The organism is Lysobacter sp. 2RAF19 (assembly GCF_052115395.1).
GTDB lineage: Bacteria > Pseudomonadota > Gammaproteobacteria > Xanthomonadales > Xanthomonadaceae > Noviluteimonas.
The window spans coordinates 20,393-32,153 of record NZ_JBFRGO010000004.1 but is presented as its reverse complement, the minus strand read 5'-3'; the positions used below and the strand labels follow the sequence as shown (position 1 = coordinate 32,153).

The 11,761-nt window shown below is 68.2% G+C and carries 13 protein-coding genes; 5 read left to right on the top strand and 8 right to left on the bottom strand.

The genetic code is table 11. The features are described from left to right. Positions 1-10: 10 nt before the first annotated feature. Positions 11-1,237, top strand: coding sequence for a multifunctional CCA addition/repair protein (locus AB4059_RS14160; protein ID WP_498979745.1), 1,227 nt, complete (start codon positions 11-13; stop codon positions 1,235-1,237). Positions 1,238-1,262: 25 nt separating this feature from the next. Here AB4059_RS14160 and AB4059_RS14155 read toward each other — a convergent pair whose 3' ends face one another. Continuing rightward, positions 1,263-1,592 carry a VanZ family protein gene (locus AB4059_RS14155; protein ID WP_498980060.1) on the bottom strand — a complete coding sequence of 110 codons (330 nt, stop codon included), beginning with the start codon at positions 1,590-1,592 and terminating at the stop codon, positions 1,263-1,265. Between the two features lie 71 nt (positions 1,593-1,663). Beyond that, positions 1,664-2,866: a class I SAM-dependent methyltransferase gene (locus tag AB4059_RS14150; protein ID WP_498979743.1), complete on the bottom strand. Its 1,203-nt coding sequence runs from the start codon at positions 2,864-2,866 to the stop codon at positions 1,664-1,666. Between the two features lie 55 nt (positions 2,867-2,921). Here AB4059_RS14150 and AB4059_RS14145 point away from each other — a divergent pair, with 55 nt between their 5' ends. Next, positions 2,922-3,662, top strand: a complete 741-nt coding sequence (locus tag AB4059_RS14145) for a pteridine reductase (RefSeq protein ID WP_498979742.1) — start codon at positions 2,922-2,924, stop codon at positions 3,660-3,662. Here AB4059_RS14145 and folK read toward each other — a convergent pair. Genes folK through tsaD form a run of 3 tightly spaced genes read right to left on the bottom strand, consistent with a single transcriptional unit; the run spans position 3,659 to position 5,531 of the window. Continuing rightward, positions 3,659-4,141, bottom strand: coding sequence for a 2-amino-4-hydroxy-6-hydroxymethyldihydropteridine diphosphokinase (folK, locus tag AB4059_RS14140; protein WP_498979741.1), 483 nt, complete (start codon positions 4,139-4,141; stop codon positions 3,659-3,661). The two genes, AB4059_RS14145 and folK, sit on opposite strands and share 4 nt — an antisense overlap. Then, positions 4,138-4,494, bottom strand: a complete 357-nt coding sequence (gene folB / locus AB4059_RS14135) for a dihydroneopterin aldolase (RefSeq protein WP_498979739.1) — start codon at positions 4,492-4,494, stop codon at positions 4,138-4,140. Before folB ends, folK begins: the two co-directional genes overlap by 4 nt. Then, the gene (gene tsaD / locus AB4059_RS14130) at positions 4,491-5,531 is read right to left on the bottom strand and encodes a tRNA (adenosine(37)-N6)-threonylcarbamoyltransferase complex transferase subunit TsaD (protein WP_498980059.1); all 1,041 of its coding nucleotides are present in this window, start codon (positions 5,529-5,531) and stop codon (positions 4,491-4,493) included. The genes folB and tsaD overlap by 4 nt, the downstream gene beginning before the upstream one ends. Before the next feature lie 150 nt (positions 5,532-5,681). On the opposite strand from tsaD, the gene rpsU reads away from it, so the two are divergent. The 3 genes from rpsU to dnaG all read left to right on the top strand — a co-directional run bounded on the left by rpsU (position 5,682) and on the right by dnaG (position 8,241). Continuing rightward, on the top strand, positions 5,682-5,897 hold the full coding sequence (gene rpsU / locus AB4059_RS14125) for a 30S ribosomal protein S21 (RefSeq protein WP_036170822.1): 216 nt from the start codon (positions 5,682-5,684) through the stop codon (positions 5,895-5,897). Positions 5,898-6,039: 142 nt separating this feature from the next. After that, on the top strand, positions 6,040-6,489 hold the full coding sequence (locus AB4059_RS14120) for a GatB/YqeY domain-containing protein (protein WP_498962958.1): 450 nt from the start codon (positions 6,040-6,042) through the stop codon (positions 6,487-6,489). A 24-nt stretch (positions 6,490-6,513) separates the two neighbouring features. Next, a complete protein-coding gene (gene dnaG, locus AB4059_RS14115; protein ID WP_498979738.1) occupies positions 6,514-8,241 on the top strand; it encodes a DNA primase in 1,728 nt (575 codons plus the stop codon). A 6-nt stretch (positions 8,242-8,247) separates the two neighbouring features. On the opposite strand, the gene AB4059_RS14110 is transcribed toward dnaG, so the two are convergent. The 3 genes from AB4059_RS14110 to AB4059_RS14100 form a co-directional block, all read right to left on the bottom strand. After that, positions 8,248-9,228 carry an FG-GAP repeat domain-containing protein gene (locus AB4059_RS14110; protein ID WP_498979736.1) on the bottom strand — a complete coding sequence of 327 codons (981 nt, stop codon included), beginning with the start codon at positions 9,226-9,228 and terminating at the stop codon, positions 8,248-8,250. Positions 9,229-9,653: 425 nt separating this feature from the next. Beyond that, positions 9,654-10,595 (bottom strand): heme o synthase, encoded by a 942-nt coding sequence (cyoE, locus tag AB4059_RS14105; protein ID WP_498979735.1) that lies wholly within the window; start codon positions 10,593-10,595, stop codon positions 9,654-9,656. 5 nt (positions 10,596-10,600) lie between these two features. Further along, on the bottom strand, positions 10,601-11,761 hold the full coding sequence (locus AB4059_RS14100) for a COX15/CtaA family protein (RefSeq protein WP_498979733.1): 1,161 nt from the start codon (positions 11,759-11,761) through the stop codon (positions 10,601-10,603).

Sequence of the window (11,761 nt, the reverse complement as noted above, 5' to 3'; positions counted from 1 at the left end):
AATCGCGACGATGGAGACCTTCCTCGTCGGCGGTGCGGTGCGGGATCGGCTGCTGGGGCTGCCGGCGGGCGACCGCGATTACGTGGTCGTCGGCGCCACGCCCGAGGCGATGCTTGCGCAGGGCTTCAAACCGGTGGGCCGCGACTTCCCGGTGTTCCTGCACCCGACGACCGGCGAGGAGTACGCGCTCGCGCGCACCGAACGCAAGTCCGGTCGCGGGTATCGCGGTTTCGTCGTCGATGCCGACCCCGGCGTGACGCTCGAGGAAGACCTGCAACGGCGCGACTTCACGATCAACGCGATCGCACAGCGCGACGACGGCACCTTGGTCGATCCCTGGCATGGCGAACGCGACATCGCGCAACGCGTGTTGCGCCACGTGGGCCCGGCGTTCGTCGAAGATCCCTTGCGCGTGTTGCGCGCGGCGCGGTTCATGGCGCGCTTCGCCGATCTCGGGTTCACGGTTGCGCCTGAAACGATGGCGCTGATGCGCGAAATCGTGGCCTCGGGCGAAATGGCCGAACTGGTGCCCGAGCGCGTCTGGCAGGAACTGGTGCGCGCGCTCGCGTCGAACACGCCCTCGGCATTCCTGCGCACGCTGCGCGATTGCGGCGCACTGGCCGTCGTGCTGCCGGAGGTCGACGCGTTGTACGGCGTGCCGCAGCGCGCGGAGTACCACCCCGAAGTGGACACCGGCGTGCACATCGAACTGGTGTGCGACATGGCGGCAAAGCTCGCGCCGGGGGATGCGGTCGTCGGCTTCGCCGCGCTCGTGCACGATTTGGGCAAGGCGCTCACGCCGGCGGACGTGTTGCCGAAGCATCTCGGGCATGAGCACGCGGGCCTGGCGCCGCTGCGCGCGCTGTGCGATCGCCTGAAGGTGCCTTCCCAGCATCGCGATCTGGCGAAGATCGCGTGTCGCGAACATCTCAACGTGCATCGCCTGTTCGAACTGCGCGACAGCACGGTCCACGATCTGCTGCAGCGCTGCGACGGGTTTCGGCAGCCTGCGCGCATCGCGCAGTTGGGCCTGGTGTGCGAGGCCGACAAGCGCGGGCGCACGGGCCTGGAGGACCAGCCTTATCCGCAGCGCGAAGCGTTGATGCACCTGCTTGCGGTCGCGCAATCGGTGCGCGCCGCCGACGTCGCACGCGAAGGGCTCGAAGGCCCCGCATTGGGCGAAGCGCTCGCAAAAGCCCGCATCCGGGCGATCCACCAGGCGCGCACGCCGGCCTGAAGGCGCACCCGCCGCTGCGTCTGCGTCAGCGCGTATCCATGCGCAGCAACGCATCCCGCATCGGCGTCAGCGCACTGGCGATGCCAAGCAGCACGCCGCACATATTGGCGAGGGCATCCCAGGGATCCATCTGGCGCGTCGTCGTCAGCACGTTCTGCGCGATTTCGATCCCGATGCCGAGCGTCACGAGGAACAACGCGGCAAACATCAACATGCGTCGCGTCGCGAACAGTTGCACCGCCATCGCCGCGAGGATCGCGTAACCCAGCAAATGCTCGACCTTGTCGCCGCCTTCCGGCAAATCCGGCAACAGCAGCGCGGGCAGCAGGGAGCCGATGATCACCACCGCGATCATTCCCCACCACAGGCCGAGCCAACGCTGCGGGCGTGCGAAGGGTTTCGCCGCCGTCGATCCCGGCCAACGGATCACAGGCGCCAGCTCAGGTCGCCGACGAGGAAGGCGGTGCCGAATTCGGCATCGCGCTGGAAACCCATGGCCTGGAAGCGTTCGCCCATTTCGCCCGGCAAGGTGAGGTGCTTGGCTTCCTGGCGCAGGCGATAGCGCTGCGCCTCGTCGTGCGCGCGTTCTTCGGCGGCGGTCAGGTTGGGTTCCAGGCCGTTGCCGATGAGGAAACTCGCCTGCGTGCAGTAACCCGCCAGGTCGAAGCCGGCGCCCGTGCCCGCTTCGGCGAGCGCGGTGAAATCCACGGAAGCGGTGATGTCCTGCAGGCCCGGCAGGTCGTAGACGTTCTCGACCATGCGATGGCGGCGGAACGCACGCAACGTGCCGTTCGCGCGCTGCGGCGAATAGAACTCGCGACGCGGATAACCGTAGTCGACGAACAGCATCGCGCCCTTGCGCAATCCGCCGATCACCGCCTGCACCCAGTACGGCAATTGCGGCAGCAGTTCGGAGCGATAGCCATCCGGGAACGGTTCGTCGCGCTGCCGTTCGACGTGGCGGACCGCGGCGGCGAGCAGCGCATCGGCCGGGCGATCGGCGCGAATGAATCGGCCATCGCCATCGAGCGCGACATGTTCTTCGAACACTTCGCCATCGCGCAGCGTGAAGCGCGGCGTCGGTAGTGCATCGATCACTTCGTTGGCGAACAGCACGCCGTTCCACGCGCCTTGCGGGGGTGCGTCCAACCATTCGACCAGGTCGTAGAGCAGCGGATTGAGGCGTTCGCGCAGGCGATCCTGCTGGCGTTGGCGCAGGTCGGCGCTCGGCTCGAGGATCGCGTAACGCGCAGGCAGTGCGTCGGCGGCGAGCAGCTTCTTGAGCGCCACTTCCGCGAACGCACCACTGCCGCCGCCGAGTTCGACGACATCCGCCTCCGGCCCGAGTTGCTGCAGCACCGGCGCGAAGCTGTCGGCGACGCACGCGGCGAACAAGGGCCCGAGTTCGGGCGCGGTGACGAAGTCGCCGCTTGCGCCGAACTTGGTCGCGCCCGCGCTGTAGTAGCCCAGCCCCGGTGCGTAGAGGCTCAGCTCCATGAAACGCGAGAACGGGATCGCACCGCCGGCGGCGTGGATCTGTTGCTGGATCCCCTGGCGCAAGCGTTCGCTATGGGCGAGCGCGTCGGCGTCGGGCACGGGGATGGAATGGGGTTCCGGCGATGCGGACATGGACGGCAAATACATCGACAATGCGACAGCATAGCCGCAAGGAGCGCAAGCGCCCATGACGACCGCCCGTCCCGTTGCCCTGGTCACCGGCAGTGCCCGCCGCCTGGGTGCCGCGATCGTGCGCCGTCTGCATGCCGACGGCTTCGACGTGGCGATCCATTGCCACGCCTCGCGGGGCGATGCGGATGCGCTGGCCGGCGAACTCGAGGCCGCGCGCGCCGGTTCGACCGTCGTGTTGCAGGCCGACCTGGGGCAGTTCGATCGCTTGCCCGAGCTCATCGCGCACACCATCGGCCGCTTCGGCCGCCTCGATGCGCTGGTCAACAACGCCTCGTCCTTCTTCGCCACCCCGCTGGGCCAGGCCACGCCCGACCAGTGGGATGCGCTGTTCAACGCGAACGCGCGCGCGCCGTTCTTCCTGGCGCAAGCGGCCGCGCCGCACCTGCGCGCGACGCGCGGCGCGATCGTCAACATGGCCGACATCTACGCCGAGCGCCCGCTGCGCGACCACGCGCTCTACGGCATGAGCAAGGCCGCGCTGGCGCACATGACGCGCGCGCTCGCGCTCGAACTCGGGCCCGAAGTGCGCGTCAACGCGATCGCGCCCGGCGCGATCCTCTGGCCCGATGGCGGCAAGGACGACGCGGCGAAACAGGCCATGCTCGATCGCACGCCGCTGCATCGCACTGGCACGCCGGAAGAAATCGCGAACACGGTGCGTTGGTTGTTGTGCGAGGCCACGTACACCACGGGCCAGGTGCTCCGCCTCGACGGCGGGCGCATGCTCGAAGGCTAGAGCGTCACCGTTTCCAGCGTGTCGCCGAACTCGGCATGCGCACGCCACAGGTCTTCCAGCGTCGCCTTGCGGACTGGATCGACGAACTTCGGCGCGATGTCCGCCAACGGGCGCAACACGAAGGCATGCCGCAATTCGGGTCGCGGCAATTGCAGGTCCGGCAGGTCGAGCACGAGATCGTCGAAATAGACCAGGTCGACATCGAGCGTGCGGTCGCTGAACTTCACATGCCCGCGGATGCGGCCGTTGTCGGCTTCCAGATCGTGCAACCACGCGACCAATGCGACCGGATCCAGATCGGAGTCGATGATGGCCGCGGCGTTGAGGAAATCCGGTCCTTCGAACCCCACCGCCGGCACGCGATACACCGGGGACAGGACGATCCGACCGAAACGCGCACGCAACGCATCGATCGCCGCGCGCAGATGGCGCTCGGGTTCGACGTTGCTGCCGAGGCTGAGGTAGGCCTTCGCCGTCACGCGCGGCTGCGCTCGATGGACACGCCTACCGCGCGCGCGCCCCGCACCGCGCCGGGCTTGCTCAGTTTCAGGCGCACGTGCGACACGGCGAATTCATCGAGAATCAGGGCCGCGCAGCGTTCGGCGAGGGTTTCGACCAGGCCGAAATCCGACGCCGACACGTACGCGATCAGGCGCTTGCTCACCGCCTTGTAGTCGAGCGTGTCTTCGATGGCGTCGCTCGCCGCGGGCTTGCGGTTGTCGAAGGCCATCTCGATGTCGAACACGAGCGGCTGCCGGATGCGGCGCTCCCAATCGTAGATGCCGATCAGGGTTTCGATCTGGAGGCCTTCGATGAAGACTTTGTCGTTCATGCGGTCGCGGGCTGGACGGCGGGCAACGATGCCATATCCCAGCGCGGCTGCACGTGGACCTCGCGCCCGCTGTGCTGCCCGGCCTGGAGGCGAAGCGCGCCGGCGAAGGCGATCATCGCGCCGTTGTCGGTGCACAGCGCGGGGCGCGGGAAGCACACGCGGCCACCGCGCTTGGCGGCGATGGCGTGGAGTTTTTCGCGCAGGCGTTTGTTCGCGCCGACGCCGCCGGCGACGACGAGCGTGTCGCAGCCCGCGGCATCCAGCGCGCGCTGGCATTTGATCGCGAGTGTGTCGACGACGGCGTCCTCGAAACCGCGCGCGATGTTCGCGCGCGTGGCATCGCTTCGATCGCTGTCGCGCCATGCGAGCAACACCTGCGTCTTCAAGCCGCTGAAGCTGAAGTCGAGCCCGGGGCGATCGGTCATCGGCCGCGCGAACTTGAAGATGCCCGGCGTGCCGGTTTCGGCGAGCTTCGCCAGTTGCGGACCGCCCGGATACGGCAGGCCCATGAGCTTGGCGGTCTTGTCGAAGGCTTCGCCCGCGGCGTCGTCGAGGGTTTCGCCGAGCAGCCGGTAGCGCCCGATGGCGTCGACGCCGACCAGTTGCGTGTGGCCGCCGGAGACGAGCAGCGCCACGAAGGGCGGCTTCAGGTCCGGATCCTCCAGCAGGGGCGCGAGCAGATGGCCTTCCATGTGATGGACCCCGATGGCGGGGACAACCAGGGCCCAGGCCAGCGAACGCGCCACGCCGGCGCCCACGAGCAGCGCGCCGACCAGCCCCGGGCCCGCCGTATAGGCCACGCCATCGAGGTCGGCGGTGGTGAGGCCGGCCTCGTCGAGGGTCTGCCGGATCAGGGGCAGGAGCTTGCGGACGTGGTCGCGACTGGCCAGCTCGGGCACCACGCCGCCGTACTCGGCGTGCAGGGCGATCTGGCTGTAAACGGCGTGCGCGCGCAGGCCCTCGGGCCCCGGGCGCGCGGTGTCGTAGACGGCCACGCCGGTTTCGTCGCAGGAGGTTTCGATGCCGAGGACGCGCATGGGAGGCAGATGGGGCCTGCGGATGCTGAAATCGAGGCCGTCGCGCGGTTGCGTCGGCGGAAGGGTCGCGGCTATCATACGCGGCTCCCCGGGTCTGCCCGGTGGTCGTCCACTTGTGCAGCAACCCCAGACAGAAGACCGAGAAACCGTATGCCGAGCGTCAAAGTCCGCGAAAACGAGCCTTTCGAGTTTGCCCTGCGCCGCTTCAAGCGCACCTGCGAGAAGGCCGGCGTGCTCGCCGAGACCCGCAAGCGCGAGTTCTACGAGAAGCCGACGCAGGAACGCAAGCGCAAGGCCGCTGCCGCGGTGAAGCGCCAGGCCCGTCGCACCTCGCGCGACGTCACCAAGCGCCAGCGCCTGTATTGATCCCGCGCCGGCGGCGAGCCTCTCGCCCCGCGTCGTATCGATCAGCACCCCGCGAAGCCGGCCGCGCCACAAGCGCCGCCGGCTTTTCGCATTTCTGCGGTGGCCCGCCAGAACGGGCACCGGATCCCGCACGGAGCACGCCATGACCCTGAAGAACCAGCTGACCGACGACATGAAGGCCGCGATGAAGTCCGGCGAGAAGGAACGCCTGGGCGTCATCCGCCTGATCAATGCGGCGATCAAGCAGAAGGAAGTCGACGAGCGCATCAGCCTGGACGATGCCCAGGTCGTGGCGGTGCTCGACAAGATGGTGAAGCAGCGCCGCGATTCGGTGTCGCAGTACGACGCCGCCGGCCGCGAGGACCTGGCCGGCATCGAACGCAACGAGATCGCGATCATCGAGCACTACCTCCCCGCCCGCATGTCCGAAGCGGAGATCGAGGACGTGGTCGACGGCGCGATCCGCGACACCGGCGCCGCCGGCCCGGCCGACATCGGCAAGCTGATGGGCGTGCTCAAGCCGCGCCTGGCCGGCAAGGCCGACATGGGCGAGGTTTCGTCGATCGTGAAGCGCCGCCTCGCCGAAGGTTGACCGCCGCGTGGCATCCTGACGCCGATGGCCCGCATCCCCGACGCTTTCATCGACGACCTGCTCGCGCGCACCGACATCGTCGAGGTGATCGCCGCGCGCGTGCCGCTCAAGCGCCAGGGCAAGGAATTCGCGTCGCGTTGTCCGTTCCATGACGAACGCTCGGCGAGCTTCACCGTTTCGCCGACCAAGCAGTTCTATCACTGCTTCGGCTGCGGCGCGCACGGCACCGCGATCTCGTTCCTGATCAACTACGACCGCCTCGAATTCCTCGATGCGGTCGACGAACTCGCCAAGCGCGTGGGCATGGAAGTGCCGCGCGACACGCGGCAGTCGAACGAAAACCACGACACGACCGACCTGTTCGCCGCGCTCGATGCCGCGGCGAAATTCTTCCGCAAGCATTTGGCCGGCAGCGACAAGGCCAAGGCCTACGTCGACAAACGCGGCATCGCGCCGGAGATCGCCGAGCGCTACGGCATCGGTTACGCGCCCGATGGGTTCAATGCGCTGCGCGATGCGCTCGGCACCGACCAGCGCCGCATGCAGTTGCTCGAACGCGGCGGGATGTTCTCGAAGAACGACAAGGGCCACATCTACGACAAGTTCCGCGATCGGCTGATGTTCCCGATCGCCGACCGCCGCGGGCGCACCATCGCCTTCGGTGGGCGCGTGCTGGATCCCGAGGATTCGCCGAAGTACCTCAATTCGCCGGAAACCCCGCTCTTCCACAAGGGCCGCGAGTTGTACGGCCTGTGGCAGGCGCGGCAGGTCAACAGCAAGCTGGATCGGTTGATCGTCGTGGAGGGCTACATGGACGTGGTCGCGCTCGCGCAATACGGCGTGTCGCAGGCGGTGGCCACGCTCGGCACGGCGACCACGCCCGACCACGCCGAACTGTTGTTCCGCAACGCCGCCGACGTGTTCTTCTGTTTCGACGGCGATCGCGCGGGCCGCAACGCCGCGTGGAAAGCGCTCGAATCCGTGCTGCCACGCATGAAGGACGGCCGCCAGGCCTTCTTCCTGTTCCTGCCCGACGGTGAAGACCCCGACTCGATCGTGCGCAAGGAAGGCAGCGAAGGTTTCGACGCGCGCCTGCGCCAGGCCACGCCGCTGTCGGAGTTCTTCTACGGGCAGATGAGCCTGGATGTGAACCTGGCAAGCCTGGACGGCAAGGCGCGCCTGGCCGAGCGCTGCAAACCCTTGCTCGCGCAGATTCCCGATGGCGCCTTCGGCGATTTGATGAAGCAGCGCCTGACCGAACTCACCGGCGTCGGCGCACGTGCGAGCACGCCGGAAACGCACGTGCCCGCGCAGCGCGCGCGCAACGCGCCGAGCGTGCCCGCGCCCAAGCGCAGCCTGGTGCGCAGTGCGATCGCGTTGTTGCTGCAGCAGCCTTCGCTGGCCTTGGCGCTGGAACCGCCGTATCGATTCGCCGCGCTGCGCCAGCCCGGTGTCGAGTTGCTGTCGGAACTGGTCGCGCTCGTGCGCGAGCGGCCCGACATCCGCACCGGCGGCGTGCTCGAACACTTCGGCGACCGCGAGGAAGCCGCGGCGCTGCACAAACTCGCCACGCAATCGCTGCCCGGCGAACAGGAATGGGAACGCGAGTTCCTCGACGTGATGGTGCAGCTCGAAGACCAGACCGTGCAGCAACGCATCGACGAGCTCAAAGCGAGCCAGACACCGCTGGATTCCGTCGAGAAAGACGAATTGCGCGCGTTGCTGCTCGATCAGCGCTCGGCGAAGCGCTGAGGCCCGTCACGGATACGGGTAGGGATACGGCGGCGGCATCGGCGGCGGTTCGGGCGGCGGCGCTGGCGGTGGTGGCGGCGGATCGAGTTCCGCCGCGCCATTGACGTTCCACTGCGGGGCGACCGCCGCGCACGCATGTGCCGTCGCGGCATTCGCCGAGCGCCAGACGATGTTCTGCCCACTCGATGCATTCCGCCACAGCACGTCCGCGTGCAGGTCTCCATCGAAATCGCCGACGCCTGCGACCCGCCAGGCCGTACCGCCCACGGCCTTGACGGCCTGTGGCGTCGCCCGGTTGGCCGAACGCCACATCACGTTCGCGCCATCGGTCGTGTTGCGCCAGAGGATGTCGGCGGCGCCATCGCCGTTGAAATCGCCGACGCCGGCGACGTTCCAGGAAAGTGCCACGGTTCCCAGCCCCACCGCGGTCGCGGCGTTGCCCGATCGCCATGCGACCACCAGCCCGTTGACGCGATTGCGCCAGAGAATGTCCGCACGGCGATCGGCGTTGAAGTCGCCGACGCCCGCGACGTTCCATGCAATGTTCGCCGCGGCGATCGCGATCGGCGTCGCCGCATTGCCCGATCGCCAGATGCGGTTCTCGCCCGTCGACCGGTTGCGCCACAGCACGTCCGCGATTCCGTCGTAGTCGAAGTCGCCTGCGCCGACGATGTCCCACGGCGCAGCGAGTGATGCCACGAAGATCGGCAATCGCGAATCGCCCATGCGCCAGATGCGGTTCTGGCCACCGGCGGTGTTGCGCCACAACACGTCGGCCACGCCGTCACCGTCGAAGTCCGCGAGTGCGGCGATGCGCCAGGTGCCGGGCACCGAGGTCAACGCGGCCGCGTGCTTGGCGTCGGCCGATTTCCACACCACCGTCTGGCCGCTGGCGGCGTTACGCCACACCAGGTCGGCTTGCCCCGCGTGTGCCAGGAACGGCCACACGGCGAGGATCACGGCAGAGCTCCACAGTTGCGCGCGCATGGCCCGCCTCCCGCGCCGCATCTGGCGACGCGCGAGTGGATGCGCCGGTTCGCGTCAACGGTTCAAATGCCCCCGCGAAGGCAGGGGACGGAGGATCGCGGAGGCCATCTGCGCACGGTCGCGCGTCGGGCGTCCACGCCGCCATGCCCCTGCCTGCGCAGGAGGAGTCAATCAGGCCGGTGCGCTCGCCAGCGCCCAGGACACCGCGGCGCAAAGGGCGAAGAAGAGCAGCAAGCGCGCGCTGCGTTCGCTGCGGTCGGCGTTCTTGTCTCGATGCATGTTGGAATCCCCACATTCCGGGGGACCGATATGACGCGCGCCGCGGGGCGATGTTTGAGCAGCGCGTCACAACCCGCGCGTGCGCTGCGCGGGCCGTGCCGGGTTTGCGGATCAGGTCGCGATGTAACGCGACGAACGGCGCAGTTTCAGTGCCCCATCGCCATCGCGAGCGGCTGGAAGTCCAGCGCCGAGGCCGGCGCCAGCCAGGGCATCAGCCAGTGGTCGATCAGCAGGAAGGCGAAGAGGGCCATCAGGTACACGACCGAATACTGGAACGTGCGCATGGCGAAGAACTCGTCCGGCGGATCCAGCAGGCGCCAGGCGTACCAGAGGAACACGCACCCCAGCACCACCGCGCCGCCGATGTAGAACGTCCCGCTCATGTGCAGCGCCCACGGCAGCAGCGTCGCAAGCACCAGCAACACCGTATAGAACAGGATCTGCCAGCGCGTGTAGGTCACGCCGTGCGTGACCGGGAGCATCGGGATCATCGCCTTGGCGTAATCCTCGCGGCGGAAGATCGCCAGCGCCCAGAAATGCGGCGGCGTCCAGAGATAGATGATCAGCACGAGCGTCAGGGCGTAGGCCCAATCGGCTTCGCCCTGCATGCCGGTGATCGCCGACCAGCCCAGCAACGGCGGCGCGGCGCCGGCGATGCCGCCGATGACGATGTTCTGCGGCGTCGCGCGCTTCAGCCATCCGGTATAGACGATCGCGTAGCCGATCAACGAGCCGAAGGTCAGCAACGCGCACAGCGGGTTGACCAGGAAGACCAGGATCGCCATCGACGCCACGCCCAGCGCGAGCGCGAACACGACGGCCTGCGACGTACGCAATCCGCCGGTCGGCAACGGACGATCGTGCGTGCGTGCCATCAGCGCATCGATGCGCTGGTCGAGCACGTGGTTGATCGCGGCCGCCGACGCCGCGGCGAGCCAGATGCCGAGCAATCCGAACACCGCCTTGTCCAGCGGCAGGTCCGACAGTCTCGGCACCGCCAGGAACATGCCGACCAGCGCGGTGAACACGATCAGCGCGACCACGCGCGGCTTGGTCAGCGTCCAGTACGGGGAAAGGCGCGAGCGCACGTGCGTCAGGCGTCCGGCGCGCGCACGCGCGCGATGAGCGTGACCAGCACGAACAGCAGCAGCGCCGCCCCCGCGTTGTGCGCGACGGCCACGTGCAGCGGCAGCCCGAGCTTCACGTTGGCGATGCCCAGCGCGACCTGCGTTAGCAGCAACGCACCGAGCGTGACGCCCCACGCGAGCATTCCCGGAATGCGCACCAGGCGCACGGCGAGCAAGCCCAGGTACACGAACACGACGCCCGCCATGATCCGGTGCGCCATCTGGATCGCGATGCGCGACTGCCCGTCGAGCACGCCGCCTTCGTAATCCACGCCGATGCCGCGCCACAGCACGAAGCCTTCGCGGAAATCGGTCGGCGGCCACCACTGGCCGACGCATTTCGGGAAATCGTTGGCGCAGGCAAGCGCTGCGTAGTTGGCGCTGGTCCAGCCACCGAGCGCGATCTGCACCGCGAGCAGGCACAGGCCGATCACCAACAGCAAGCGGATCCGCCGGGCCTGTGCGAGGCGGATGGGCATGTCGGTCGCGCGCCACGCCATCCACGTCAGCAGCGCGAAGGTCAGCAGGCCGCCGAGCAGGTGCCCCATCACGACGATGGGTTTGAGCAGCCAGGTGACCGTCCACATGCCGAGCAAGGCCTGGAACACGATCACCATCAGGGTGAGTGCGGCGGTGCGCGCAAGATCCACGTTCGACCAGCGCAGCGCGGCGATGAGCAGCAGCGTTTCGCCGGCGAGCGCGAACACCGACGCGGCGACATGCTGGCCATGCATGTACAGCGGAATGCCGATGCCCACCAGCAGCGATGCGCACAGCACCTGCGCGATGCCGAAACGGCGGCGACGCGCGGCGAGCAGCGCAAGCGACAACACGATCAGGCCGAGCGAACCGGCGAGCATCCGATGCAATTGTTCGCGCCACGCCTTGTGCGGTTCGACGGCGCGGATCGCGGTTGCGGCGTGATCTGCCGCTTCGTTCGCATGTTGCGGCCACGCCGCGCGGCCGTAGCACGTCGGCCAATCGGGACAACTCAGGCCCGCGTTGGACAGGCGCACGAAACCGCCGAACACGATCACGCCCAGCGCGAGCACGACGGCGAGCCACGCCAGGCGATGGAAGTTGCGATGGATGCCGTGGCGGGCGACGGATGTGGCGCTGGACACCAT

Coding starts and splice junctions, on each gene's coding strand:
- AB4059_RS14100 (WP_498979733.1), bottom strand. CDS start 11,761: ATGGTGTCCAGCGCCACATCCGTCGCCCGCCACGGCATCCATCGCAAC.
- AB4059_RS14120 (WP_498962958.1), top strand. CDS start 6,040: ATGACCCTGAAGAACCAGCTGACCGACGACATGAAGGCCGCGATGAAG.
- folB (WP_498979739.1), bottom strand. CDS start 4,494: ATGAACGACAAAGTCTTCATCGAAGGCCTCCAGATCGAAACCCTGATC.
- AB4059_RS14155 (WP_498980060.1), bottom strand. CDS start 1,592: ATGATCGCGGTGGTGATCATCGGCTCCCTGCTGCCCGCGCTGCTGTTG.
- AB4059_RS14160 (WP_498979745.1), top strand. CDS start 11: ATGGAGACCTTCCTCGTCGGCGGTGCGGTGCGGGATCGGCTGCTGGGG.
- AB4059_RS14110 (WP_498979736.1), bottom strand. CDS start 9,228: ATGCGCGCGCAACTGTGGAGCTCTGCCGTGATCCTCGCCGTGTGGCCG.
- dnaG (WP_498979738.1), top strand. CDS start 6,514: ATGGCCCGCATCCCCGACGCTTTCATCGACGACCTGCTCGCGCGCACC.
- AB4059_RS14145 (WP_498979742.1), top strand. CDS start 2,922: ATGACGACCGCCCGTCCCGTTGCCCTGGTCACCGGCAGTGCCCGCCGC.
- rpsU (WP_036170822.1), top strand. CDS start 5,682: ATGCCGAGCGTCAAAGTCCGCGAAAACGAGCCTTTCGAGTTTGCCCTG.
- AB4059_RS14150 (WP_498979743.1), bottom strand. CDS start 2,866: ATGTCCGCATCGCCGGAACCCCATTCCATCCCCGTGCCCGACGCCGAC.
- tsaD (WP_498980059.1), bottom strand. CDS start 5,531: ATGCGCGTCCTCGGCATCGAAACCTCCTGCGACGAAACCGGCGTGGCC.